Below are 24,940 nucleotides of genomic sequence, written 5' to 3'. Positions count from 1 at the left end.
GTGCCCGTTCTCCGCTGCCCCGGAGTCCTGGCGGCCCGGCGCCTCAGTCGATGAAGGGCTTCTCGCGGCGTTCGGCGGGGGCGTTCCTGCCGTCGTTCTGGGCCGGTACGGTGCTGCCGCCGCCGTTTCCGCCGCCTGAATTGCCGCCCAGGGAGCCGAAGTTGCCCATGGCGCCGGAGAGCCCCTTGAGGGCGTCGCCGATCTCGCTGGGGACGATCCAGAGCTTGTTGGCGTCGCCCTCGGCGATCTTCGGCAGCATCTGGAGGTACTGGTAGGAGAGGAGCTTCTGGTCCGGGTCTCCGGCGTGGATGGCCTCGAAGACCGTACGGACGGCCTGGGCCTCGCCCTCGGCGCGCAGCGCGGCGGCCTTGGCCTCACCTTCGGCACGCAGGATCTGGGACTGCTTCTCGCCCTCGGCGCGCAGGATCTCGGACTGCCGCACACCTTCGGCCTGGAGGATGGCGGCGCGCTTGTCACGGTCGGCGCGCATCTGCTTCTCCATCGAGTCCTGGATGGAGGTGGGCGGCTCGATGGCCTTCAGCTCGACGCGGTTGACGCGGATGCCCCACTTGCCGGTGGCCTCGTCGAGGACGCCGCGCAGGGCCGCGTTGATCTCCTCGCGGGAGGTGAGGGTGCGCTCCAGGTCCATGCCGCCGATGATGTTGCGCAGGGTGGTGACGGTGAGCTGCTCGATCGCCTGGATGTAGCTGGCGACCTCGTAGGTCGCGGCGCGGGCGTCGGTCACCTGGTAGTAGATGACGGTGTCGATGTTGACGACCAGGTTGTCCTGGGTGATCACCGGCTGCGGCGGGAACGGCACGACCTGCTCGCGCAGGTCGATGCGGTTGCGGATGGTGTCGATGAACGGGACGACGATGTTGAGGCCCGCGTTCAGTGTCCGCGTGTAGCGGCCGAAGCGCTCCACGATGGCCGCGCTGGCCTGTGGGATGACCTGGATGGTCTTGATCAGGGCGATGAAGACCAACACCACCAGAATGATCAGGACGATGATGACCGGTTCCATCGTGGGTTCCCTGTCCCCTCTCCGCCTCGGCGCTCTAGGAAGATCTTATGGGCTCTGCGGCTGTTGAAGATCTTGCTGGTCGAGTCTGACAGACCGTCGTCCGCCTCGTGGGGTGTTCGGCGCAGGTCACATGACGATGGCGGTGGCTCCCTCGATCTCGACCACGTCGACCTCGGTCCCGGGCTCGTAGCTGCGGCCGGGGTCGAGCGCCCGCGCGGACCAGGTCTCACCGGCGAGCTTGATCCGTCCGCCGGCGCCGTCGACGCGTTCGAGCACGAGGGCCTGCCTGCCCTTCAACGCGTCGATTCCGGTGGCGAGTCGGGGGCTCTGCCTGCTGTGCCGGGCCGCGATGGGGCGTACGACGGCGATGAGGGCGACGGAGACGGCGAGGAAGGCGAGGACCTGGACGACGGTCCCGAAACCGAGTCCCGCGGCGACCGCGGCGGCGACGGCGCCGACCGCGAGCATGCCGAACTCGGGCATGGCGGTCACCACGAGCGGGATTCCGAGCGCCGCCGCGCCGACGAGCCACCACACCCATGCGTCGATGTCGTTCACATGGTCATGGTAGGACCGCGGGTCGCGTGACCGACAGGGCGCACGGGGGGTGGCTCGGTGCAGGGTTCGGGAGAGGTGGTCGTCAACCGGGGCCGAGGGGGCGGCCGTCGACGGCGGCGGGAGAGCGAGTCGGCTGCGCGGGTGGGGAGTTCGGCGCGGGTCAGGAGAGCGGGAGGCCCTGGGCGGTCCAGCGGTCGCCGACCTGCTCGACGACGAGCGGGAGGCCGAAGCAGCGGGAGAGGTTGCGGGAGGTCAGCTCCAGCTCCAGCGGTCCGGCGGCGAGCACCTTGCCCTGGTTGATCATCAGGACGTGGGTGAAGCCGGGCGCGATCTCCTCGACATGGTGGGTGACCATGATCATGGAGGGGGCGATCGGGTCGCGGGCCAGCCGGCCGAGCCGGCGGACCAGGTCCTCGCGGCCGCCGAGGTCGAGTCCGGCGGCGGGCTCGTCCAGGAGCAGCAGTTCGGGGTCGGTCATGAGGGCGCGGGCGATCAGGGTGCGCTTGCGCTCGCCCTCGGAGAGGGTGCCGAAGCGCCGGTCGAGGTAGTCGGTCATGCCGAGGCGGTCGAGGAAGGCGCGGGCGCGCTGCTCGTCGACGTCCTCGTACTCCTCCTGCCAGCCGGCGGTCATGCCGTAGGCGGCGGTCAGCACGGTCTGGAGGACGGTCTGGCGCTTGGGGAGCTTCTCGGCCATGGCGATACCGGCGACGCCGATGCGGGGGCGCAGTTCGAAGACGTCGGTGCCGGGCCTGCCGAGGGTCTCGCCGAGGATGGTGGCGGTGCCCTTGCTGGGGTAGAGGTAGCTGGAGGCGACGTTCAGGAGGGTGGTCTTGCCGGCGCCGTTCGGGCCGAGGATGACCCAGCGCTCGCCTTCCTTGACCGACCAGGAGACCTGGTCCACCAGAGCCCGGCCCTCGCGGACCACGGATACGTCCTGAAGCTCCAGAACATCGCTCATGAGCGCGTTGTCTCCCCTTGCAGTGTGCCGCCGGTCTCGGCTGTCGCGTACGCCTGTGGCTCGGTCCGCCGCGCCGGTGGGCGCAGCCCCCACCGAATCTACGCCACCGGCCGGGCGGGCTGTTCCATCGGTCCGGTCCTTAGGGTGGACGCATGCTCTCGGAACCGCGTTCAGGACGCCTCGCAGCTTGGGGAAATGCCCTTCTTGCCGGACTTGTCGCGCCGGACGACGCCGTGCTCGCCGTGGTGGGTGAGGACGCCGTCCACCGGGTGGCGGGGCTGCCCGGCGAGTCGGGGCCGGTCGGGCTCACGCTCGCGCTGGGGCGGCTGCGCGCGCTCGGGGCGGGTGCCCTGCAAGTGGCGCTGCCGGTGCCGGGTCATCCGCTGGGGCTGAGCGGTCCGCCGGAGTTCAACGCGCGGGCGCTGGAGGCCGGTGAGGCGGTGGTGTGCCACGGTGCCGCGCTCGGGCTGGTGCCCGAGGTGCACGAGGCGGGGCCGGCGGGTGATGTGCACGCCGAGGTGGTCTGGCATGTGCTGCCGGTGCGGGAGGCGCCGCCCGCCGACGTGCCGTCGCTGGGCGAGGCCGAGCGGGAGCTGGCCGAGGCGCTGCGGGAGGCGACCGAGGTGCTGTCGCGACTGGACGTCGCCGGGTCGGGGCCGGTGGCCGAAGCGGCGCTCGACGCCTACCGGGCGCGGGCCGAGCGGGGCCGCGAGGTGCTCGCGCCCGGGTACCCGCCGCGGGCGGTGCGGGTGCTGGAGCTGGCGCAGCGGGTGGGGCTGCTGGTGTCGCTGGCGTACGGCAACGGGCACGGAGGGGCGGTGAGCGCGTCGGAGATGGCCGCGCGGAGGGCCGCGCTGCGGCCGGTGGAGCGTACGGCGCGGCGGGCGCAGGTGGCGGCGTACAACTCCGTGATCGAGGAGCGGGAGAAGCGGGAGAGGGGCACCCGGTAGAAGCGGTGGGGGTGGTGCGCGGGGTGTGCTGAGCCGACCGGCCCCCCGGGGCGGACCCGGGAGGCCGTGGGCATCGGTGTGGCGCCGTTCTCAGCGGTTGAGGCCGAGGTTGCCGAAGGCCGGGTTCAGTACGCCGATGACGTTGACGCTGTTGCCGACGGCGTTGACCGGGACGGCGACGGGCACCTGGATGGTGTTGCCCGAGACGACGCCCGGGGAGCCCTTGGCGGCACCGGCCGCCGCGGCGCCGTCGGCGGCGGAGGCCATTCCGGCACCGGCGGCGATGAGTCCGCCGGCCACCATCGTCACGGCCGCTGCCTTCTTCAGGTTCTTCACGTTCCAAGCCCTTCTGGTGTCCGCCGCGGCAGTCGCCGCGGCACGCACTGGAGAACGGCCGGGGCGCCTGGAGGTTGCGCCATCCGGGGGACATTCCCACGACGGTATGAATCTCAGTCCGGAACGGAACGCTCCGTTGCCATGCGCCAGGTGCCATGTGCTGTGCGCCAGGTGCCGTGCGCGGCGCCGGTGCGCGGTGCGCCGTGCCGGTGCGCGGTGCGCCGTGCCGGTGCGCGGCGCGCCGTGCCGGTGCGCGGCGCGGCCGGGTCAGCCCGCCGCCCCGTGGCGTACGGCCCACAGCGCGGCCTGGGTGCGGTCCGCCAGGTCGAGCTTCATCAGGATGTTGGACACGTGGGTCTTGACGGTCTTCTCGGAGAGGACCAGGGCGCGGGCGATCTCGCGGTTGGAGCGGCCGTCCGCTATGAGGCCCAGCACCTCGCGCTCCCGGTCGGTGAGGGAGGTGCCGCGGCCCTGGCCGAGGCCGGTGTCCTCCTGGGACAGCAGGGCGCCTGCGACCTCGGGCTGGAGCAGGATGTGACCGGCGTGCACGGATCTGATGGCGCCGGCCAGCGCGTCGGGGTCCACGTCCTTGTACACATACCCGGCGGCGCCCGCGCGCAGGGCCGGGACCACGGTGCGCTGCTCGGTGAAGCTGGTGACGATGAGCACGCGCGCGGGGTTGCCCAGCTCGCGCAGCCTGCGCAGCGCCTCGACACCGTCCATGACGGGCATCTTGACGTCCATGAGAACCACGTCGGGTCTCAGCTCCTCGGCCCGCTGCACCCCCTCGGCGCCGTCGGCCGCCTCGCCGACCACCTCGATGTCGTCCTGCACCTCCAGGAAGGTGCGCAGGCCCCGGCGGACCACCTGGTGGTCGTCGACGACCAGCACCTTGATTGCGTCAGCCACCCGGGGCCTCCATCTCGATCGTGGTGCCCTTGCCGGGCGCCGATTCCACCGTGAGCGTGCCGCCGGTGCCACTCGCCCGGTCCCGCATGGAGACCAGGCCGAGATGGCGGCCGGCGCGGCGCACCGTGCGCGGGTCGAAGCCGGTGCCGTCGTCGGTGACGCGCAGGACGGCGCCGGGGCCGCGGCGGTCCAGGGTGACGTCGACGTGCGCGGCGCCGGAGTGGCGCAGCGCGTTGTGCAGGGCCTCCTGGGCGACGCGGAGCACGGCCTCCTCCTGGGCGGCCGGCAGCGCGCGGAAGCCGCGGGCGGTGAAGGTGACACGGGCGCTGTGCGCGCGGTCGAGGACCTGGATCTGGGTGCGCAGGGTGGCGACCAGGCCGTCCTCGTCGAGGGCGGCCGGGCGCAGCTCGACCACGGCGGCGCGCAGCTCGTCGGCGGCCTCCGCGGCGAGCACGGCCACCTGCTGGAGCTCGCCCTTGGCGCGCACCGGGTCGCGGTCGACGAGGGCGGCGGCGGCCTGGGCGGTCAGGCGCAGGGAGAACAGCTTCTGGCTGACCGCGTCGTGCAGCTCGTGGGCGAGGCGGGAGCGCTCCTCGGCGATGGTGAGCTCGCGGCTGCGCTCGTAGAGGCGGGCGTTGGTGAGGGCGATGGCGGCGTGCTGGGCGAGGAGGGCGAGCAGTTCCTCGTCCTCCTCCGTGAAACCGCAGCCGCCGGCCGGTCTGGGGCAGCGCTTGTTGGCCAGGAACAGGGCCCCGATGACCTCGTCGCCGTCACGGATGGGCAGGCCCAGGAAGTCGGACATCTCCGGGTGGGCAGCCGGCCAGCCCCCGAAGCGCGGGTCGGTGCGCACGTCCGCCAGGCGCTCGGACTCCGTCTGGTGCAGCATCGCGGCGAGGATGCCGTGCTGGCGCGGGAGCGGGCCGATGGCCCGCCACTGCTCCTCGCTGACGCCGTCGACCACGAACTGGGCGAAGCCGCCGTGGTCGTCCGGGACGCCGAGCGCGGCGTACTGCGCGTCGAGCAGCTCGCGGGCCGAGGCGACGATCGTCTTCAGGACGTCGCGCACCTCCAGGTGCCTGCTCATGGCCAGCAGCGCGGCACTCACCGCACCGAGGCCGGACCGGGGGCCTTGACTCATGACCTCACGGTACCGGCGCGGTGTGACAGGGGGATGGGACCTGGGGACGCCCCCGCAGGGCCGCCGGACCTAGGTCTGGGGACGGGGACGCGGCCGGGGGCGAGCGCGGGCCGGCGGCAGGGAGGGGACACCGGAGGCAGAGAGGGGACAGAGGTGGGGCGGAGCCGTGTGTCGTCGTACGCGGCCGTGCGTGGGTCGTGCGGAGGCCGTACGCGGGCACGCCTGTGGCACCACGTCGGCCGCGCTCGTCTCCTCCTTGCGGAGGAGGCCGTTCACGCATTGCGTTGCGACGGCAACGAACGGTGAGAATGGCCCTCCTCCGATGTGAGGACGCACATAGGGCGCACATCACGTACGAAGGGGCATAGGAGAGGACCGTCCCTCGATGAACGGGACAGGCATCCCAGTCTGTCCCGTTTTGTCGCTTCCTGATCCACTACCCGGCTTCGTACGTCACACCTTTGCCCTCGGATTTTGCGGCAGCTAAGAATGGCTCTCGTCGCTCAGCGCCGCGGGTTTCCGTTCGCGGCGTTCGTGTGGGTAGGACCCCCTCCCGCAGTCCGGAGAGCGACCTCCGCGCTACTCGAAGAGGTCCGTTTCACCATGCCTGCAAACTTCCGCATCCCCCGATCCAGTCGTGCCCTGACCCGAACCCACAAGGCCGCCGTCGCCGGTGTCGCCACCCTCGGTGCCGCCGCGATCGCCTTCACCGCCGTCCCCGGCGGCGCCCACACCACCGCGTCCGCCGACACCGTCGCGGCCCCGGTGCAGATCGGCTCGCAGCCGGTCAAGGACGTCAAGGCCAGCGTCACCGACCAGCTCGCCGGTACCAGCGTCAAGATCCAGGCCATCGAGGCCAAGAAGCAGGCCGCCGCGCAGCACAAGGCCCGTACCGCCGCCGCGCAGCACAAGGCCGAGGCCGCGGCCCGCCACAAGGCGCAGGCCGCCCACAAGGCCGCGAAGGCCGCCTCCCGGTCCGCCGAGCGTCCCCGCATGGAGACGGTCGCGGCGGCCACCAGCTACGGCAACAACCTCGACGGCTGGATCCGCAAGTCGCTGTCGATCATGCGCCAGCACAACATCCCCGGCTCCTACAGCGGCCTGCACCGCAACATCATGCGGGAGTCCTCGGGCAACCCGACGGCCATGAACGGCTGGGACATCAACGCCCGCAACGGCATACCCTCCAAGGGTCTGCTCCAGGTCATCCAGCCGACCTTCAACGCCTACCACGTGCCCGGCACGTCGGCGAACATCTACGACCCGGTCGCCAACATCACCGCCGCGGCCAACTACGCCGCCCACCGCTACGGCTCGATCGACAACGTCAACAGCGCGTACTGACCCCAGGGGGTCGGCGCGGACCTCTGACGGCACGACGCGGAAGGGCGGCACCCGGTACGGGTGCCGCCCTTCGCCGCTCTTCGCACGGTGCGCCGCGGTCCCCGCGGCCCGTGTCACCGCCCGCGTCTCACCGCGCGCGGGACGCGCCGGCCGTCACTTGCGCATGACCTCCGGCTCGTGGCGGCGCAGGAAGCGCGCCACCAGGAAGCCGCAGACCACACCGAGCGCGATCAGCGCGGCCATGTCGAGGCTCCAGGCCGAGACCGTGTGGTCCCACAGCGGGTCGGTGCTGGTCGGGTCGTCGACGTTCGGGGCGATGTTGTTGAGATCCAGCGTGGTGCCGGCGCCCGCCACCGCCCAGCGCGAGGGCATCAGGTACGAGAACTCGTTGACGCCGAGCGTGCCGTGCAGCGTGAACAGGCAGCCGGTGAACACGACCTGGATGATCGCGAACATCACCAGCAGCGGCATCGTCTTCTCGGCGGTCTTCACCAGCGAGGAGATGACCAGGCCCACCATCATCGAGGTGAAGCCGAGCGCCATGATCGGCAGGCACAGCTCGAAGAGCGTGGCGCTGCCCAGGACCAGGCCCTTGCCGGGGATCTCCCGGCTGGAGAAGCCGATCAGGCCGACCATCAGCCCCTGGAGCACGGTGATCAGGCCGAGCACGACGACCTTCGACATCAGATACGCAGACCGGGACAGGCCGGTGGCCCGCTCCCGTTCGTAGATCACCCGTTCCTTGATCAGCTCGCGCACCGAGTTCGCCGCGCCCGCGAAGCACGCGCCGACCGCGAGGATCAGCAGGACCGTGGTCGCGGTGCCGTTCGGGGTGGGCAGATGCGTCCGCGAGTTGATCGGGTTGACCAGCAGGCCCTTCTCGTGGTCGATCAGCAGGCTGACCGCGCCGAGCACCGCCGGAAGGATCACCGTCAGCGCCAGGAACCCCTTGTCGGAGACGATCACCGACACATACCGCCGGATCAGGGTCAGCAGCTGCGAACCCCACGCCTGCGGCTTGGGCGGCCTGATGGCCTGCGGCGGCGGGACGGCCGCCGACTGCGGCGCGACCGCGTCGATGTCCGCGGCGTACATCTGGTAGTGCTGCGAGCCCTTCCAGCGGCCCGCCCAGTCGTAGTCGCGGTAGTTCTCGAACGCGGAGAAGACGTCGGCCCAGCTCTCGTAGCCGAAGAAGTTCAGCGCCTCCTCGGGCGGACCGAAGTAGGCGACGCTGCCGCCCGGCGCCATCACCAGGAGCTTGTCGCAGATGGCCAGCTCGGCCACCGAGTGGGTGACGACCAGGACGGTGCGGCCGTCGTCGGCGAGGCCGCGCAGCAGCGTCATCACATCGCGGTCCATGCCCGGGTCGAGGCCGGAGGTCGGCTCGTCCAGGAAGATCAGCGACGGCTTGGTCAGCAGCTCCAGGGCGACCGAGACGCGCTTGCGCTGGCCGCCGGAGAGCGAGGTGACCTTCTTGTCCTTGTGCGGGTCGAGCTTCAGCTCGCGCAGCACCTCGTCGATCCGGGCGTCGCGCTCGGCGCCCGTGGTGTCGGCCGGGAAGCGCAGCTTGGCCGCGTACTTCAGGGCCTTCTTGACGGTCAGCTCCTTGTGCAGGATGTCGTCCTGCGGGACCAGACCGATGCGCTGGCGCAGCTCGGCGAACTGCTTGTACAGGTTCCGGTTGTCGTAGAGGACCTCGCCCTGGTCGGCCGGGCGGTAGCCGGTGAGCGCCTTGAGCAGGGTCGACTTGCCGGAGCCGGACGGGCCGATGACCGCGATCAGCGACTTCTCCGGGACACCGAAGGAGACGTCCTTGAGGATCTGCTTGCCGCCGTCGACCGTGACGGTCAGATGACGGGCGGAGAAGGACACCTCACCGGTGTCGACGAACTCCTCCAGGCGGTCGCCGACGATCCGGAACGTCGAGTGGCCGACACCGACGATGTCGGTCGGGCCGAGCGTCGCCGAGCCACCCTTGGTGATCGGCTGGCCGTTGACGTACGTGCCGTTGTGCGAGCCCAGGTCGCGGATCTCCATGCGGCCGTCGGGCGTTGCGTGGAACTCCGCGTGGTTGCGGGAGACCTGGAGGTCGGAGACGACCAGGTCGTTCTCCAGGGCACGGCCGATGCGCATCACACGGCCCAGGGAGAACTGGTGGAACGTGGTGGGGCTGCGGTCGCCGTGGGCCGGCGGCGCCCCCGCGCCACCACCGGGGCCCTGCTGCGGCACCGGCTGCTGCGGGATCGCCGCCGCCTGCGGTGCCTGGGCCTGGGCCTGTTGCCAGCCGGCCTGCGGGTCCGGCTGGGCGGCCGGCGGCTGCTGCGCCTGCTGCCCGGCCCAGCCCGCACCGGCGCCCTGCGCGGCGTAGGGCTGCGCCTGCGGTGCGGCGGCGGCCACCGCCGCGGCCGAGAGGTTCAGGCACGGGCCGTCGGTGGCGTTGCCGAGGTGGACGGCCGAACCCGGGCCGATCTCCGTCTGCTGGACGCGCTGCCCCCGCAGGAACGTGCCGTTGGTGCTGCCGTGGTCCTCGATCAGCCAACTGCGGCCGTTGTGCCTGACCGTGGCGTGGCGCCAGGAGACCCTGGCGTCGTCGAATGCGATGTCACCCTGCGGATCACGGCCGAGGGTGTAGGTCCGGGACGGATCGAGCGTCCAGGTCCGTCCATTTGTTTCCAGTACGAGTTCCGGCACTCCAAGCCCCACTGAGTTGTCCCCCGAATTGCCCCCGTCGCGGGGAGTCTAGGGATGTCGAACATCGTGCTGAACTATTCCAGGCTCCGCCCTCTGACCGAAAGCCGGGCCTTGTCATGAGTAGGTAACGCAGGCAACCGGTCGGTGACGCACGTCCGGTGGAAACGCGGACGGAGTGTGGCATTCACCCCGAGGCAGACATGCGGTGGCAGCCGCCCGTGCCGAGCGGCGGGCGGTCCGCCGGACGCGACGGACGGTCCGTCCGAAGCACGGCCACGAGGCCGGGGGGCACGGTCCGGGTGCGGGGCGGAGCGGGCGCCGTGCCGTCGCGGGCGGGGGCGTCGCCGGTCGCCGCCGCCCGCGTGAGCTGGGCGGTCAGGGGGGCGGGGGGTGCGGGCGCGTCCGGTCCCCGGCGGTGGGGACGGGCTCGGACGGAGCCTCCGGGACGGTCGCCGCGGCGGTCGCGGGGGCGCCGGGGCGGCGGTGGCGGGCGGCACGGCCGGGGCGGGCGGAGCGTGAGGGCGCGGTCGGGGCGGACGGGTGCGGCTCCCGTCCCGGGGGCCCGTACGCACCCGGTGCGGCGGCGGGCCGCCCTGCCCGCCGGGGCCGTCGGTGCGCACTCCGCCGTCGAGATCGCGCCACGGGACGGACGGCGGGCGGCCATGGCACCGGGTGCCCCGAGGGGGCGTACCGCGAGGACGCGCCGCCCCGCCCCCTCCGCGGTGGCCCGCCGGACGCTCCGGAGGAGTGACACGCCGTGGGTCCCGGTGCCGTGGCCGGATCGTCGGGCGGCGGTCATCCGGCCGACCCCCAGTGTTCGCTGTCCGCCAGGCGGACCTGAGGGGCAGAAGGCACTGGGTGCCGGATACGGTGGAAGGCACCATGAGTGCTTCGCAGAGTTCCGATGACCTCACCCTTCTCGTCAAGATCTTCGGGAAGGACAGGCCCGGCATCACGGCCGGCCTCTTCGACACCCTCGCGGCCTACTCCGTCGACGTGGTCGACATCGAGCAGGTCGTCACCCGCGGCCGGATGGTGCTGTGCGCGCTCGTCACCCAGCCGCCCGCCGGTCTTGAGGGCGACCTGCGCGCCACGGTGCACAGCTGGGCCGAGTCCATGAGGATGCAGGCGGAGATCATCTCCGGTCGCGGCGACAACCGGCCGCGCGGCCTGGGGCGCTCGCTGGTCACCGTGCTCGGCCATCCGCTCACCGCCGAGGCCACCGCCCAGATCGCGGCGCGCATCACCAAGACCGGCGGCAACATCGACCGTGTCTTCCGGCTCGCCAAGTACCCGGTGACGGCCGTGGAGTTCGCGGTGTCCGGGGTGGAGACGGAGCCGCTGCGCACCGCGCTGGCGACGGACGCGGCGGCCCTTGGCGTCGATGTCGCGGTCGTCGCGGCGGGCCTGCACCGGCGGGCGCAGCGCCTGGTCGTCATGGACGTGGACTCGACCCTCATCCAGGACGAGGTGATCGAGCTGTTCGCCGCGCACGCGGGGTGCGAGGACGAGGTCGCCGAGGTGACGGCCGCCGCGATGCGCGGGGAGCTGGACTTCGAGCAGTCGCTGCACGCCCGGGTGGCGCTGCTGGCGGGGCTGGACGCCTCGGTGGTGGAGAAGGTGCGCAGCGAGGTGCGGCTGACGCCGGGCGCGCGGACGCTGATCCGTACGCTGAAGCGCCTCGGCTACCAGGTCGGCGTGGTCTCGGGCGGCTTCACCCAGGTCACGGACGATCTGAAGGACCGGCTCGGGCTGGACTTCGCACAGGCCAACACGCTGGAGATAGTCGACGGGAAGCTCACGGGCCGGGTCACGGGCGAGATCGTCGACCGGGCGGGCAAGGCGCGGCTGCTGCGCCGGTTCGCCGCCGAGGCGGGTGTTCCGCTGGCGCAGACCGTGGCGATCGGTGACGGCGCCAACGACCTGGACATGCTGAACGCGGCGGGCCTCGGGGTCGCCTTCAACGCCAAGCCGGTGGTGCGCGAGGCCGCGTACACCGCGGTGAACGTGCCGTTCCTCGACACGGTCCTGTATCTGCTCGGCGTGACTCGCGAAGAGGTCGAGGCGGCGGACGCGCACGAGGAGCGCTGAGCGGTCCGCCGTCCGTGCGCCCACCGCTGGGCGCACGGACGGACACCCTGCGGTCACCTGGTCCGGGGGCGCGCCAGGAGCCTGCTGTGCGCGTCCGCCGGGCGGGGTACGTCGGCCCGAGGCCGGGCGCGGGGGCCTGACCTGGGCCTGGGGGCCATGCCCGCGCGCCCGCGCATGTCATGCCCTTGCCCGTGCGGGCCCGGTCCGGGCCCGCACGGGGATCATTCTCGCGCAGGCCCCGGCAGGGCCCGTGCCGGTGGGATCCGCACGCGCGGGCTGGGGCCGGTCGACCCGGCCGGGTCGCGCCCGTACGAGCCGCACGGCACCAGGCCGGGCCCTCGTCGACCGTGCCGGATCGAGCCGGCGCCGGTCGTCCCCGAGCCGAACATGGCCCGCGTCGGGCCGTCCCTGGACCGGGCCGCTGCCGGGCCTACGGTGTCGGGTCTCCCCCGTACGAGCCGCACGAACCGTGCGGCACCAGGTCAGGCCCATGCTCGCCGGGCAGAGTCTGGTCCGCGCCGGTCACCCCTCCGTCGAACAGGGCCCGCGCCTCTCGTCCCGTGCCGAGCCAGTCCCATGCTCGTCGTACCGGGCCGTGCCCGTGCCCGAGCGGGCCGGGCACGGGCTACGGCCGTACGCGGCCCCCGCCCGCGCCACCGATCCCGTACCCGTGCGGGCCGGGGCGGGCTACTCCGATGGTGCCCAGTAGTCGGTCAGCGTGGCCACGCCCGGTTCCAGGCTCTTCCAGGAGCCGTCGAAGGTGACGACGGCGAAGGCGGCGGCCGGGAAGCCGCGGCGGCCCATCCGCTCGCGGGCGTCGTCCTCGGCCGTGCCGGAGAGGATCTCGGCCAGTCCCTGGACGCCCGGGTTGTGGCCGATCAGGACGGCGTTGCGCACATCGTCAGGGGTCTCGTTGAGCACGGCGATCAGCTCGCCGGGCGAGGCATCGTAGATCCGCTCCTCGTAGACGGTCTTCGGTCGGTCCGGCAGCTCGTGGACGGCGAGCTTCCAGGTCTCCCGGGTCCGGACCGCGGTCGAGCACAGGGCCAGGTCGAACGGGACACCGGCGTCGGCCAGTCTGCGGCCGGCCACCGCGGCGTCCTTGCGGCCCCGCTCGGCGAGCGGTCGCTCGTGGTCGGTCACCTGCGGCCAGTCGGCTTTCGCATGGCGGAAGAGGACGATCCTGCGGGGTTCTGCGGCGCTCATGACTCCCAGCTTCGCACGAAACAGGCCATGGGGCGCAGGGAGTTGACAGGGGCGCCGCGCTGTGGGCGGGCCGGGGACCTGCGCGGACCGTGCCGGTCGGGGGTGTACGGCTCAGTGGCCGAGGAGGTGCTGGGCGTGCTCCAGCAGCTGGGTGATCGCGGGCTCGCCGGTTGCCGCATGGGCGTTCGACGGGTTCGATATCAGGACGAGCAGGGCGACGAAGGCGAGCGCCGGCAGGGCCAGGGCCCACCACGGCAACCGGATGCCGACGCCACCCGAGGTCGCCGGGTGGGGCCGGGTCTGCGTACGGGCCGACATGCTTGCCTCCGCTGGTCTTCGGGTGCTCCGCGGACCGCTGTCCCGCGGCCACACCACGAAGGTACGGAAACGGCGGGCCCCGGCCCATCCGGCATCCCACCCACTTGACCCTGACCCGTACCCCCTAGGGGACGGGGGGATAGCCCTACCCCGGGCACCGGCCCTGCCCCCGGGCACCGGTCTGCTTCCGGGCCGCCGCGAGGGGCGCCGGTGAGCACCGGGTGGGTGCCGGGTGCGTGCTGCCGGGTGTCAGGGAGCGACGACGGTCGCGACGATGGCGATGATCACGAAGATGGCGAAGAACGACCCGAAGACCAGCAGCATCTTCTTCTGGCTGTTCTTCGGGTTCGGGTCGAGCACAGGCTGCATGGCCCCAGTCTCGCACTCCCGCCCCGCGGAAGTGCGCCGGGGGGCGGCTCAGCGCGCCGCCTCCTCCTCGACCGTACGGTCGCGGCCCGCCAGCCAGCCCACCACCATCTGCGGGATCATCAGGCCGCTCATCAGCGCGATGGGCAGGCCCCAGCCGCCGCTGCTCTGGTTCAGCACACCGACGAGCAGCGGCCCGGGGATGGAGATCAGGTAGCCGGTGCTCTGGGCGAACGCCGACAGCTGGGCCACGCCCGCGCCGGTCCGGGCACGCATACCGACCATGGTGAGCGCGAGCGGGAAGGCGCAGTTGGAGACGCCGAGCAGGATGGCCCAGGCCCAGGATCCGCCGGACGGGGCGAAGTACAGGCCCGCGTATCCGGCGAGGCCGCACAGGCCGAGCACGAGGACGATGGGGCCCTGGTGGGGCAGCCGGGTGGCCACGCGCGGGATGACGAAGGCCAGCGGTACGCCCATCACCATGGTCACGGCGAGCAGCAGTCCGGCGGTGCCCGCGGACACCCCCGCGTCGCGGAAGATCTGCGCCATCCAGCCCATCGTGATGTAGGCGGCGGTGGCCTGGAGGCCGAAGAAGACGGCCAGGGCCCAGGCGGTACGGCTCCGGGTGATGCGCAGGGCCGGCGGCGCGGGCCGCTCGATCGCGGACGTGCCGGACACGGACGTACCGGAATCGGACGTACCGGACACGGACGCGCCGGACGCGCCCCCGTCCGCCGGTTCCCGGTCCTGCCGTACGGCCTCCGGGGTGGCGGGGGCCGGGCCGCGGTCCCGGACCAGCGGCAGCCACGGGAGCACGGCGGCCAGGGCGAGCGCCGCCCACACCGCCAGGCCGGGCTGCCAGTCGCCGCCGAGCGCGTCGGTCAGCGGCACGGTCGCGGCGGCGGCGGTCGAGGTGCCCAGGGCGAGGGCCATCGAGTACAGGCCGGTCATGGAGCCGACCCGGTCGGGGAACCAGCGCTTGACGATGACCGGCATCAGGACGTTGCTGACGGCGATGCCCATCAGGGCGAGGGCGCTGGCGGCCAGGAATCCGGCGGTGCCGCCCGCGTAGGGGCGGATGAGCAGTCCGGCGCCGATGGCGGCCATGCCCGCGCAGACCACGGCGGCGGGTCCGAACCGGCGGGCGAGCCGGGGGGCCATGACACCGAAGACCGCGAAGCAGAGCGGGGGCACGGAGGTGAGCAGTCCGGCGACGCCGCCGCTCATGCCGAGGCCGTCGCGCACCTCTTCGAGGAGCGCGCCGAGGCTGGTGATGGCGGGGCGGAGGTTCAGCGCGGCCAGCACGATGCCGACGACGACCAGCCGGGTCGCCCACGCGCGCGGGGCGTGCTTCGCCGCGGTGTCGGCCGTCGTCCCGGGTGTCCGGGCGGCGGCGGGCACGGCCGGTGCCTGCCGCTCGGTCGGTGTCGTCGTCCGGGTTGATTCCTCACGTGCCATGAGGCCCATCATAGAATGATGGGATGATTAGCTGTCCAGTCCGTCCACAGCCCGGGGCGCCCGTCCCGGTCCCCGCGTGCGAAGGTGAGCCATGCCTCTGAGCCATCCCCGCCGCTCGGCCCTGTCCGAGCAGGTCATCGCCGCGCTGCGGAGCCAGATCACCTCCGGGGAGTGGCCGGTCGGCTCCCGCATCCCGACCGAGCCCGAACTGGTCGAGCAGCTCGGCGTGGCCCGCAACACCGTCCGTGAGGCGGTCCGGGCCCTCGCCCACAACGGTCTGCTGGACATCCGCCAGGGGTCCGGCACGTACGTGGTGGCCACCAGTGAGCTGGCGGGGGTGATGCAGCGCCGGTTCGCCGGGGCGGATCCCCGGCACTTCGCCGAGCTGCGCTCCACGCTGGAGTCTGCCGCGGCGAAGCTGGCCGCCGAGCGGCGCGGCGAGAAGGACCTCAAGCAGCTCGACGCCCTGCTGGTACGGCGCGAGGAGGCCTGGGAGAGTGGTGACGCGGAGGCGTTCGTGGCGGCGGACGCGACCTTCCACCTGGCGGTGGTGGCCGCCTCGCACAACGACGTCATGACGGCGATGTACGCCGACCTGGGCGAGGTCACGCGGGACGCGCTGCGCGCGGACGTGGGCGCGGAGCTGACGCCGCGGGCGTACATGGACCATGCCCGGCTGGTCGACGCGATCCGCGCGGGCGACGCGGAGGCCGCCGCCGCCGAGGCCGCGAGCTATCCGTTCCAGTGCGCCCCGGGCCGGTTCGGTCCGCCCGCGCACGCCTGATCCGCACCGCGCGGGCCACCCGCCGGACGGGCCGGGCGACGCGGAGGGGCCCGCACCCCTGGCGGGTGCGGGCCCCTCGACGTACAGCGGCCGTCGCGACCGGGAGACCGGGATCAGGCGCCGATGGCGTGCAGTCCGCCGTCCACGTGGACGATCTCGCCGGTGGTCTTCGGGAACCAGTCGCTCAGCAGGGCGACGATGCCGCGGCCGGCCGGCTCCGGGTCCTTCAGGTCCCACTCCAGCGGGGAGCGGGAGTCCCACACGGCGGCGAGGTCGCTGAAGCCCGGGATGGACTTGGCGGCCATGGAGCCGAGCGGCCCGGCGGAGACGAGGTTGCAGCGGATGTTCTGCTCGCCCAGGTCCCGCGCGATGTAGCGGCTGGTGGCCTCCAGGGCGGCCTTGGCCGGGCCCATCCAGTCGTACTGCGGCCAGGCGAACTGCGCGTCGAAGGTGAGGCCGACGACCGAGCCGCCGTTCTGCATCAGCGGCAGGCAGGCCATGGTCAGCGCCTTCAGGGAGTACGCCGAGACGTGCATGGCCGTGGCGACCGACTCGAACGGCGTGTTCAGGAAGTTGCCGCCGAGCGCGTCCTGCGGGGCGAAGCCGATGGAGTGCACGACGCCGTCCAGGCCGCCCAGCTCCTCGCCGACGAGGTCGGCCAGGCGCGCGAGGTGCTCCTCGTCGGTGACGTCCAGCTCGATGACCTTGGTGGGCTTCGGCAGCTTCTTGGCGATGCGCTCGGTCAGCGTGGGCCGCGGGAACGCGGTCAGGATGACCTCGGCGCCCTGCTCCTGGGCCAGCTTCGCGGCGTGGAAGGCGATGGACGCCTCCGTCAGCACACCGGTGATCAGGACGCGCTTGCCCTCGAGAATTCCGCTCATGGTGTTCAGTGACCCATTCCCAGTCCGCCGTCAACGGGGATGACGGCTCCAGTGATGTACGAGGCGTCGTCCGAGGCGAGGAAGCGCACCGCGGCGGCGATCTCCTCCGGCTGCGCGTACCGGCCGAGCGGCACCTGCGCCATGATGTTCTCGCGCTGCTCGTCATTGAGCGCCCGGGTCATGTCCGTGTCGACGAAACCGGGGGCGACGACGTTGAAGGTGATGTTGCGCGAGCCCAGCTCGCGGGCGAGGGAGCGCGCGAAGCCGACCAGGCCGGCCTTGGAGGCGGCGTAGTTGGCCTGCCCCGCGGAACCGAGCAGTCCGACGACCGAGGAGATCAGGACGACCCGGCCCTTCTTGGCGCGCAGCATGCCGCGGTTGGCGCGCTTGACGACCCGGAAGGTGCCCGTGAGGTTGGTGTCGACGACCGTGGCGAAGTCCTCCTCGGTCATGCGCATCAGGAGCTGGTCCTTGGTGACGCCCGCGTTGGCGACCAGGACCTCGACCGTGCCCTGCTGGGCCTCGATCTCCTTGTAGGCCTGCTCCACCTGCTCGGGGTCGGTGATGTCGCACTTGACCGCGAGGAAGCCGGCCGGCGGCTCCCCGGACCGGTACGTGATGGCTACGTTGTCACCGGCATCGGCGAACGCGCGGGCGATGGCGAGGCCGATGCCCCGGTTGCCTCCGGTGACGAGAACCGAGCGGCTCAACGGATCACCCTTTCCTAGCGGTCTCTATCGTTCCGACAGCACGCCCGCGCCCCGCCGACGACGGGCGGCGGCAGGCGATGACAGGCGGCTTCATCCGAAAACCTATCGGTAGGGCCGCTACGGCGGACAATCGGGCACCGACAGTGGCAGGGGGGCCGCGCTGTCGAGTCCCTACAGAAAGCGGCGGACTCGACCGGCAAACGTGTGGTCCGCGGTGCCGCCCGCGCGACATGATCGGTCCGACAGGCGACGAGAGCAGGGAGACCCCCCGTGCCACATACGATCGACGCGGCCTTCACCGCCCTTCCGCTGCGCGCGCTGGCCGACGCCGCCCTCGCACGCGCGCGTGCGCTGGGCGCGGAGCACGCGGACTTCCGGTTGGAGCGGGTGCGCAGCGCGTCCCGGCGGCTGCGGGACGCGCGGCCGGCCGGGGCGTCGGACACCACCGACCTGGGGTACGCGGTGCGGGTGGTGCACGGCGGGGCGTGGGGCTTCGCGTCCGGCGTGGACCTGACCATGGACGCCGCCGCGAAGGTCGCCTCGCAGGCGGTGGAGATGGCGAAGCTGTCCGCGCGGGTGATCGCCGCGGCCGGTTCCGAGGAGCGGGTGGAGCTGGCGGCCGAGCCCGTGCACGCCGAGCGGACCTGGGTGTCCTCGTACGAGATCGACCCCTTCGCGGTGCCGGACGAGGAGAAGTCGGCGCTGCTGGCCGACTGGAGCGCGCGGCTGCTCGCGGCGGACGGCGTGGACCATGTGGACGCCTCGCTGGTCGCCGTGCACGAGAACAAGTTCTACGCCGACACCGCGGGCACCGTGACCACGCAGCAGCGGGTGCGGCTGCATCCGCAGCTGACGGCCGTGTCGGTGGACGCCGCCAGCGGGGAGTTCGACTCGATGCGGACGCTGGCGCCGCCGGTGGGCCGCGGCTGGGAGTATCTGACCGGGACCGGCTGGGACTGGGCGGACGAGCTGGAGCGGATCCCCGCCCTGCTGGCCGAGAAGATGCGGGCGCCGAGCGTCGAGGCGGGCGTCTACGACCTGGTCGTCGATCCGTCCAACCTGTGGCTGACCATCCACGAGTCCGTCGGGCACGCCACCGAGCTGGACCGGGCGCTCGGCTACGAGGCCGCCTACGCCGGCACCTCCTTCGCCACCTTCGACCGGCTCGGCAAGCTGCGCTACGGCTCCGAGCTGATGAATGTCACCGGTGACCGCACCGCCGAGCACGGCCTGGCGACCGTCGGCTACGACGACGAGGGCGTCGCCGCGCAGTCCTGGGACCTGGTGAAGGACGGGACGCTGGTGGGCTACCAGCTGGACCGCAGGATCGCGCGGCTGACCGGGTTCGAGCGGTCCAACGGCTGCGCGTACGCCGACTCCCCCGGGCACGTCCCGGTGCAGCGCATGGCGAACGTGTCGCTGCGGCCGGACCCGGCGGGCATGTCGACGGAGGACCTGATCGGCGGGGTCGAGCGGGGCATCTACGTGGTCGGGGACCGGTCGTGGTCGATCGACATGCAGCGCTACAACTTCCAGTTCACCGGGCAGCGGTTCTTCCGGATCGAGAACGGGCGGCTGGCCGGGCAGCTGCGGGACGTGGCCTACCAGGCGACCACCACCGACTTCTGGGGGTCCATGGCCGCGGTGGGCGGCCCGCAGACGTACGTCCTGGGCGGCGCCTTCAACTGCGGCAAGGCCCAGCCGGGCCAGATCGCGGCCGTCTCCCACGGCTGCCCCTCGGCCCTCTTCAAGGGCGTCAACATCCTGAACACGACCCAGGAGGCCGGCCGATGAGCCCGCGTACGAGCAAGCCGCACGAGATCGTCGAGCGGGCCCTGGCCCTGTCCCGGGCCGACGGGTGCGTGGTCATCGCGGACGAGGAATCGAGCGCCAATCTGCGCTGGGCGGGCAACGCGCTCACCACGAACGGTGTCACGCGCGGGCGCACGCTCACCGTGGTCGCCACGGTCGACGGCCGGGAGGGCACCGCCTCGGGTGTCGTGTCCCGGTCGGCCGTCACCGCCGACGAGCTGGAGCCGCTGGTGCGGGCCGCCGAGGCCGCCGCCCGCGCGGCCGGGCCCGCCGAGGACGCGCAGCCGCTGGTCGCGGACGTGCCGGTGGCCGCCGACTTCACCGAGGCGCCCGCCGAGACCTCCTCGGCGGTGTTCGCGGACTTCGCGCCCGCCCTCGGGGAGTCGTTCGCCCGCGCGCGTGCCGGTGGCCGCGAGCTGTACGGCTTCGCCAGCCACGAGCTGGTGTCCACCTATCTGGGCACGTCCACGGGGCTGCGGCTGCGGCACGACCAGCCCAGCGGCACGCTGGAGCTGAACGCCAAGAGCCCGGACCGTACGCGCTCGGCCTGGACGGGCCGCGCCACCCGGGACTTCAAGGACGTCGACCCGGCGGCGCTCGACGCGGAGCTGGCCGTACGGCTCGGCTGGGCGAAGCGGCGCGTGGAGCTGCCCGCGGGGCGCTACGAGACGCTGCTGCCGCCGACCGCGGTCGCCGACCTGCTCATCTACCAGATCTGGTCCGCGTCGGGCCGGGACGCCGCCGAGGGGCGGACCGTGTTCTCCCGGCCCGGCGGCGGCACCCGGATCGGTGACCGGCTCAGCGAGCTGCCGCTGACCCTGCGCAGCGACCCGGCCGAGCCGGGCCTCCAGTGCGCGCCCTTCGTCGTCGCGCACTCCTCCGGCGGCGACCAGTCGGTGTTCGACAACGGGCTGCCGGTACGGCCGGTGCGCTGGATCGGCGACGGGCGCCTGGAGCACCTGCTCACCACCCGGCACAGCGCGGGCCTGACCGGGCTGCCCGTGGCGCCCTCGGCCGGGAACCTGATCCTGGACGGCGGCGGGGACCGCTCGCTGGAGGAGATGGTCGCCGGGACCGCGCGCGGCCTGCTGCTGACGTGCCTGTGGTACATCCGCGAGGTGGACCCGGCGACGCTGCTGCTGACGGGGCTGACCCGGGACGGCGTGTACCTGGTCGAGGACGGCGAGGTGACGGGCGAGGTCAACAACTTCCGGTTCAACGAGTCGCCGGTGGACCTGCTGGGCCGGGCGACGGAGGCCGGGCGCACCGGGCGGACGCTGCCGCGGGAGTGGGGCGACTGGTTCACCCGGGCCGCCATGCCGCCGCTGCGCGTCCCGGATTTCAACATGAGCTCTGTCAGCCAGGGCGTATAACCTCGTAGGCGGCTGTCACCCGACCGCCGGGGGTGCGGTGCACCGGCCGGCGGGGCACCGGCCGGGCAGCACCTCATCCACGAGCATCATCTGCACGAGCAGCACCTCATCTAGGAGACACGAGAACCGTGACGGACATCGTCGACGAGCTGAAGTGGCGTGGGCTGTTCGCCCTGTCCACCGACGAGGACGCTTTGCGCAAGGCGCTCGCGGACGGTCCCGTCACGTTCTATTGCGGCTTCGACCCGACCGCGCCGTCGCTGCACGTGGGGCATCTGGTGCAGGTGCTCACCGTGCGCAGGCTCCAGCAGGCCGGGCACCGGCCGCTGGCCCTGGTCGGCGGCGCGACCGGGCTGATCGGCGACCCCCGCCCGACCGCCGAGCGCACGCTGAACTCGCCGGAGACGGTGGCCGGCTGGGTGCAGAAGCTGCGCCGCCAGATCGAGCCGTTCCTGTCCTTCGAGGGCGAGAACGCCGCGGTCATGGTGAACAACCTGGACTGGACCGAGGGCCTGTCCGCGATCGAGTTCCTGCGGGACATCGGCAAGCACTTCCGGGTCAACAAGATGCTGACGAAGGACTCGGTGGCCCGCCGTCTGGAGTCCGACCAGGGCATCAGCTACACCGAGTTCAGCTACCAGCTCCTCCAGGGCATGGACTTCCTCCAGCTCTACCGGCGCCACGGCTGCACGCTCCAGCAGGGCGGCAGCGACCAGTGGGGCAACCTCACGGCGGGCCTGGACCTGATCCACCGGCTGGAGCCGGAGGCGAGCGTGCACGCGCTGGCGACGCCGCTGATGACCAAGGCGGACGGCACCAAGTTCGGCAAGACCGAGGGCGGCGCCGTCTGGCTGGACCCGGAGCTGACCACGCCGTACGCGTTCTACCAGTTCTGGCTGAACGTGGACGACCGGGACATCTCCAAGTACGCGCGGATCCTGTCCTTCCGCTCCCGGGCCGAGCTGGAGGAGCTGGAGCGGCAGACCGAGGAGCGGCCGCAGGCGCGGGCCGCGCAGCGGGCGCTGGCCGAGGAGCTGACGACGCTGGTGCACGGCGCCGACCAGACGGCCGCCGTGATCGCCGCGTCCAAGGCGCTGTTCGGCCAGGGCGAGCTGGCGGAGCTGGACGAGCGCACGCTCACCGCGGCGCTGTCCGAGGTGCCGCACATCGAGGTCGCCGAGCCGGGCCAGGTCGTCGACCTGTTCGCCGAGGTCGGCCTGGTGCCCAGCAAGTCGGCCGCCCGCCGCACGGTCAAGGAGGGCGGCGCCTACGTGAACAACGTGAAGGTCACCGCCGAGGACGCCGTGCCGTCCCGCGAGGACCTGCTGCACGGCCGGTGGCTGGTGCTGCGCCGGGGCAAGAAGAACCTGGCCGCGGTCGAGGTCACCGCGGGCTGACGCGGAAGCGTGCCGCGGGGGCGGTTCCCCGGACCACGGGTCCCGGGAACCGCCCCCGCGCGCGGCTCATGCCCGTTCGCGGCGCCGGTGCTTGTTGCCCCACAGCGCCATGTACAGCATGTCGCCGACGAAGACGATGATGATCGCGGCGATGAGCTGGAAGATGTGCCGGGTCCAGTCGATGCCGCGGGTGGACGCGACCCCGGCCGCCCGCGCGACCGCGTTGCCCGCGATGGCGCCGAGCATGCCGAAGATGGTGGTCAGCCAGAGCGGACTGTGCTGCTTTCCGGGGATGACCGCCTTGGCGATCAGGCCGAGCACGAAACCCACGATGATCGCCCACAACCAGGCCATGGCTGCCTCCTCGTCCCGCTCGACACGAGCATCACCGCCAGTGTCGGCCGGTCCACCCTGCGGCGCACCTCGGACGCCGCCGCCCGGGTCGTTCGCGCAGGCAGAAGGGCGCCCCGGCCTCGTCGGCGCGGTGCTCGCGGCGTACCGTGGACGTCGAGGAAGTGCGGGCCGGTGTCCCCGACCGGCCGGGAGCCGGAACGGGCCGGGGGACTGTCCGATGCGGGCGAATGGTGGAAGTGCGATGCGCAAGCAGCATGGCGGTGGCGGCGCCGAGGTGTTCCGGATCACGGGAGCCCGCACGGGCCTCCAGGAGGACGTCCGCGGCCGGCAGCGACGGTACGTCATCTCCATGGCGGTCCGTACGGTGGCGGTGCTGCTCGCGGTGGTGCTGTGGGACGTCCAGCGGTACGTGGCGATCGTGGCCCTGGTGCTCGGCGCGGCGCTGCCCTACATCGCCGTGGTGATCGCCAACGCCGGGCGGGAGAACGCGCCGGGGCTGCCGTCGACCTTCGTGACCACGCCGGTGAAGCCGATGATCTCGCCGCCGCGCACGGCGCAGGACGGAGCGCGGGACAGTGGTCAGGACGGCACGCGGAGCGGCGCCGGGGACGGGCCGGGCGGTGGCGCCCGGGACGGCGCGCACGGTGCCTTCGGAAGCGACGACTTGACGCAGTCCGCCGCCGGGGACACGGCGCGTGACCCGGCGGCGGGCGCGGCCGGATCCGCGCGGGAGCATCGCGACGGGCTGTGACCGGCGGCGTTCCCCGCCGGGACGGTCCGGCGGCGGGCCGTGTCAGGCGAACCTCAATAAATGCTCAAGATCAATCGTGTTGTTCCGGTCCCGGGCGACGGGTCTGCCGTGACATACTTCGTACGCGCTCCGCATCCCCCGTCGGAGCGACGGACCGACGCCGGGCAGCTCCCCCCGTGGCTGCTCGGCGTCGCCTTGTGTGCAGTGGTTGTGAGACGAACTGTGAGTGACGAGACCGCCCCGATCTGCTCCGCCAAGGGCTGCCGTGCCGCCGCCGTGTGGGTGCTGGCCTGGAACAATCCGAAGATCCACACGCCGGAGCGGCGCAAGACCTGGCTGGCGTGCGAGGAGCACCGGGAACATCTGTCGCAGTTCCTCGGGGTGCGCGGGTTCCTGAAGGACGTGGTCGCGCTGGCCGAGTGGCAGGCGGCGCACGAGGGCTGAGCCCTTCGGCTCCCCCGGGCTCCCCCTGGGCTCCTGCGGCCGCCGGGCTGTGCGGTCCGGCCCGGTCAGCCGCCGATCGCGGACATCGGCCGCTCCGGCTGGACGAACGACGGGTCGTCCAGGCCCGCGCCCGCCTTCTTGCCCCACATCGCCACCCGCCACAGACGGGCGATCTCCTCGTCGGGGGCGTCCGCGCGCAGGGCCGCGCGCAGATCGGTCTCCTCGGTGGCGAACAGACAGGTGCGTATCTGCCCGTCGGCGGTCAGACGGGTGCGGTCGCAGGCGGCGCAGAACGGGCGGGTGACGGAGGCGATGACCCCCACCCGGTGCGGGCCGCCGTCGACGGTCCAGCGCTCGGCGGGCGCCGCGCCGCGCGCGTCGGCGCCCTCGGCGGTCAGCTCGAAGCGGGTGCGCAGGGAGGCCAGGATGTCGGCCGCGGTGACCATGCCCTCGCGCTTCCAGCCGTGCTGGGCGTCCAGGGGCATCTGCTCGATGAACCGCAGTTCGTAGTCGTGCTCCATGGCCCAGGCCAGCAGGTCCGGGGCCTCGTCGGCGTTCAGCCCCGGCATCAGGACGGAGTTCACCTTCACCGGGGTCAGGCCCGCCTCGCGGGCGGCCAGCAGGCCGTCGAGGACGTCGCGGTGGCGGTCGCGGCGGGTGAGGGTCTTGAAGACATCCGGACGCAGGGTGTCCAGGGAGACGTTGACCCGGTCGAGGCCCGCCGCCTTCAGGGCCGCCGCGGTGCGCCGCAGGCCGATGCCGTTGGTGGTGAGGGACATCTGGGGGCGCGGTTCCAGGGCGGCGACGCGCTCCACGATGCCCACCAGGCCGGGGCGCAGCAGCGGCTCGCCGCCGGTGAAGCGGACCTCCTCGATGCCCAGGGAGGTGACCGCGATGCCGATGAGCCGGACGATCTCGTCGTCCGTGAGCAGATCGGGCTTGGCCAGCCACTGCAAGCCCTCCTCGGGCATGCAGTACGTGCAGCGGAGATTGCACCGGTCGGTCAGCGAGACCCTCAGGTCGGTGGCGACCCGGCCGTAGGTGTCGATGAGCACGTGGGCCCCCTCCCTCGTCGCGTGTCGGCGGA

General features: G+C 72.6%; 24 protein-coding genes. 9 read left to right on the top strand and 15 right to left on the bottom strand.

Annotated features, from left to right (window positions below; all coding sequences use genetic code 11):
- Nucleotides 1-43: 43 nt before the first annotated feature.
- The 3 genes from B086_RS0117520 to B086_RS0117510 all read right to left on the bottom strand — a co-directional run bounded on the left by B086_RS0117520 (nucleotide 44) and on the right by B086_RS0117510 (nucleotide 2,540).
- Complete coding sequence (locus B086_RS0117520) at nucleotides 44-1,024, bottom strand: SPFH domain-containing protein (protein ID WP_018567730.1); 981 nt, start codon at nucleotides 1,022-1,024, stop codon at nucleotides 44-46.
- A gap of 126 nt (nucleotides 1,025-1,150) precedes the next feature.
- Nucleotides 1,151-1,582 (bottom strand): NfeD family protein, encoded by a 432-nt coding sequence (locus tag B086_RS0117515; RefSeq protein ID WP_018567729.1) that lies wholly within the window; start codon nucleotides 1,580-1,582, stop codon nucleotides 1,151-1,153.
- Nucleotides 1,583-1,742: 160 nt separating this feature from the next.
- On the bottom strand, nucleotides 1,743-2,540 hold the full coding sequence (locus B086_RS0117510; RefSeq protein WP_026252519.1) for an ABC transporter ATP-binding protein: 798 nt from the start codon (nucleotides 2,538-2,540) through the stop codon (nucleotides 1,743-1,745).
- Nucleotides 2,541-2,692: 152 nt separating this feature from the next.
- Between B086_RS0117510 and B086_RS0117505 the strand changes: the two genes are divergently transcribed.
- A complete protein-coding gene (locus B086_RS0117505) occupies nucleotides 2,693-3,490 on the top strand; it encodes a hypothetical protein (RefSeq protein ID WP_051115848.1) in 798 nt (265 codons plus the stop codon).
- A gap of 90 nt (nucleotides 3,491-3,580) precedes the next feature.
- On the opposite strand, the gene B086_RS0117500 is transcribed toward B086_RS0117505, so the two are convergent.
- From B086_RS0117500 to B086_RS0117490, 3 genes are all read right to left on the bottom strand, one after another.
- Nucleotides 3,581-3,826 carry a chaplin gene (locus tag B086_RS0117500; RefSeq protein ID WP_018567726.1) on the bottom strand — a complete coding sequence of 82 codons (246 nt, stop codon included), beginning with the start codon at nucleotides 3,824-3,826 and terminating at the stop codon, nucleotides 3,581-3,583.
- A 267-nt stretch (nucleotides 3,827-4,093) separates the two neighbouring features.
- Nucleotides 4,094-4,735, bottom strand: coding sequence for a response regulator (locus tag B086_RS0117495; protein ID WP_018567725.1), 642 nt, complete (start codon nucleotides 4,733-4,735; stop codon nucleotides 4,094-4,096).
- Nucleotides 4,728-5,873, bottom strand: coding sequence for a GAF domain-containing sensor histidine kinase (locus B086_RS0117490; RefSeq protein ID WP_026252518.1), 1,146 nt, complete (start codon nucleotides 5,871-5,873; stop codon nucleotides 4,728-4,730). Before B086_RS0117490 ends, B086_RS0117495 begins: the two co-directional genes overlap by 8 nt.
- 603 nt (nucleotides 5,874-6,476) lie before the next feature.
- Between B086_RS0117490 and B086_RS0117485 the strand changes: the two genes are divergently transcribed.
- Nucleotides 6,477-7,217: a transglycosylase SLT domain-containing protein gene (locus B086_RS0117485; RefSeq protein ID WP_018567723.1), complete on the top strand. Its 741-nt coding sequence runs from the start codon at nucleotides 6,477-6,479 to the stop codon at nucleotides 7,215-7,217.
- 153 nt (nucleotides 7,218-7,370) lie between these two features.
- Here the strand turns inward: B086_RS0117485 and B086_RS0117480 are convergent, their stop codons facing one another.
- Nucleotides 7,371-9,908, bottom strand: a complete 2,538-nt coding sequence (locus B086_RS0117480) for an FHA domain-containing protein (RefSeq protein ID WP_018567722.1) — start codon at nucleotides 9,906-9,908, stop codon at nucleotides 7,371-7,373.
- An 882-nt stretch (nucleotides 9,909-10,790) separates the two neighbouring features.
- Between B086_RS0117480 and serB the strand changes: the two genes are divergently transcribed.
- The gene (serB, locus tag B086_RS0117475) at nucleotides 10,791-11,999 is read left to right on the top strand and encodes a phosphoserine phosphatase SerB (RefSeq protein WP_018567721.1); all 1,209 of its coding nucleotides are present in this window, start codon (nucleotides 10,791-10,793) and stop codon (nucleotides 11,997-11,999) included.
- Nucleotides 12,000-12,686: 687 nt separating this feature from the next.
- Here serB and B086_RS0117470 read toward each other — a convergent pair.
- The 4 genes from B086_RS0117470 to B086_RS0117455 all read right to left on the bottom strand — a co-directional run bounded on the left by B086_RS0117470 (nucleotide 12,687) and on the right by B086_RS0117455 (nucleotide 15,347).
- Nucleotides 12,687-13,205, bottom strand: coding sequence for a SixA phosphatase family protein (locus B086_RS0117470; RefSeq protein WP_018567720.1), 519 nt, complete (start codon nucleotides 13,203-13,205; stop codon nucleotides 12,687-12,689).
- Nucleotides 13,206-13,316: 111 nt separating this feature from the next.
- Nucleotides 13,317-13,523 (bottom strand): hypothetical protein, encoded by a 207-nt coding sequence (locus B086_RS0117465; protein WP_018567719.1) that lies wholly within the window; start codon nucleotides 13,521-13,523, stop codon nucleotides 13,317-13,319.
- Nucleotides 13,524-13,772: 249 nt separating this feature from the next.
- Nucleotides 13,773-13,892, bottom strand: a complete 120-nt coding sequence (locus B086_RS45925) for an SGM_5486 family transporter-associated protein (RefSeq protein WP_018567718.1) — start codon at nucleotides 13,890-13,892, stop codon at nucleotides 13,773-13,775.
- A gap of 48 nt (nucleotides 13,893-13,940) precedes the next feature.
- Nucleotides 13,941-15,347 carry a CynX/NimT family MFS transporter gene (locus tag B086_RS0117455; RefSeq protein ID WP_234029322.1) on the bottom strand — a complete coding sequence of 469 codons (1,407 nt, stop codon included), beginning with the start codon at nucleotides 15,345-15,347 and terminating at the stop codon, nucleotides 13,941-13,943.
- A 91-nt stretch (nucleotides 15,348-15,438) separates the two neighbouring features.
- On the opposite strand from B086_RS0117455, the gene B086_RS0117450 reads away from it, so the two are divergent.
- Nucleotides 15,439-16,131: a FadR/GntR family transcriptional regulator gene (locus B086_RS0117450; RefSeq protein ID WP_018567716.1), complete on the top strand. Its 693-nt coding sequence runs from the start codon at nucleotides 15,439-15,441 to the stop codon at nucleotides 16,129-16,131.
- 113 nt (nucleotides 16,132-16,244) lie between these two features.
- Here the strand turns inward: B086_RS0117450 and fabI are convergent, their stop codons facing one another.
- Entirely contained in the window at nucleotides 16,245-17,012 is a 768-nt protein-coding gene (gene fabI / locus B086_RS0117445; protein WP_018567715.1) for an enoyl-ACP reductase FabI, read from the bottom strand.
- 5 nt (nucleotides 17,013-17,017) lie between these two features.
- Nucleotides 17,018-17,722 (bottom strand): 3-oxoacyl-[acyl-carrier-protein] reductase, encoded by a 705-nt coding sequence (gene fabG / locus B086_RS0117440; protein WP_018567714.1) that lies wholly within the window; start codon nucleotides 17,720-17,722, stop codon nucleotides 17,018-17,020.
- Between the two features lie 270 nt (nucleotides 17,723-17,992).
- On the opposite strand from fabG, the gene B086_RS0117435 reads away from it, so the two are divergent.
- The 3 genes from B086_RS0117435 (at nucleotide 17,993) to tyrS (ending at nucleotide 22,304) form a co-directional block, all read left to right on the top strand.
- Nucleotides 17,993-19,516, top strand: a complete 1,524-nt coding sequence (locus tag B086_RS0117435; RefSeq protein ID WP_018567713.1) for a TldD/PmbA family protein — start codon at nucleotides 17,993-17,995, stop codon at nucleotides 19,514-19,516.
- Entirely contained in the window at nucleotides 19,513-20,907 is a 1,395-nt protein-coding gene (locus B086_RS0117430) for a TldD/PmbA family protein (RefSeq protein WP_018567712.1), read from the top strand. Before B086_RS0117435 ends, B086_RS0117430 begins: the two co-directional genes overlap by 4 nt.
- A gap of 128 nt (nucleotides 20,908-21,035) precedes the next feature.
- Nucleotides 21,036-22,304: a tyrosine--tRNA ligase gene (gene tyrS, locus B086_RS0117420; protein WP_018567710.1), complete on the top strand. Its 1,269-nt coding sequence runs from the start codon at nucleotides 21,036-21,038 to the stop codon at nucleotides 22,302-22,304.
- Between the two features lie 66 nt (nucleotides 22,305-22,370).
- Here the strand turns inward: tyrS and B086_RS0117415 are convergent, their stop codons facing one another.
- Complete coding sequence (locus B086_RS0117415) at nucleotides 22,371-22,658, bottom strand: GlsB/YeaQ/YmgE family stress response membrane protein (protein ID WP_018567709.1); 288 nt, start codon at nucleotides 22,656-22,658, stop codon at nucleotides 22,371-22,373.
- Between the two features lie 241 nt (nucleotides 22,659-22,899).
- On the opposite strand from B086_RS0117415, the gene B086_RS46250 reads away from it, so the two are divergent.
- Both B086_RS46250 and B086_RS0117405 read left to right on the top strand, forming a co-directional pair.
- Nucleotides 22,900-23,409 (top strand): DUF3099 domain-containing protein, encoded by a 510-nt coding sequence (locus B086_RS46250; protein ID WP_018567708.1) that lies wholly within the window; start codon nucleotides 22,900-22,902, stop codon nucleotides 23,407-23,409.
- A 222-nt stretch (nucleotides 23,410-23,631) separates the two neighbouring features.
- The gene (locus B086_RS0117405) at nucleotides 23,632-23,853 is read left to right on the top strand and encodes a hypothetical protein (RefSeq protein ID WP_018567707.1); all 222 of its coding nucleotides are present in this window, start codon (nucleotides 23,632-23,634) and stop codon (nucleotides 23,851-23,853) included.
- 65 nt (nucleotides 23,854-23,918) lie between these two features.
- On the opposite strand, the gene moaA is transcribed toward B086_RS0117405, so the two are convergent.
- The gene (moaA, locus tag B086_RS0117400; RefSeq protein ID WP_018567706.1) at nucleotides 23,919-24,908 is read right to left on the bottom strand and encodes a GTP 3',8-cyclase MoaA; all 990 of its coding nucleotides are present in this window, start codon (nucleotides 24,906-24,908) and stop codon (nucleotides 23,919-23,921) included.
- Nucleotides 24,909-24,940: the final 32 nt, after the last annotated feature.

It is taken from the genome of Streptomyces sp. PsTaAH-124, assembly GCF_000373685.1.
In the GTDB taxonomy this organism is placed as follows: Bacteria; Actinomycetota; Actinomycetes; order Streptomycetales; family Streptomycetaceae; genus Streptomyces; species Streptomyces andamanensis.
This window is presented reverse-complemented; position numbering and strand designations above follow the sequence as displayed.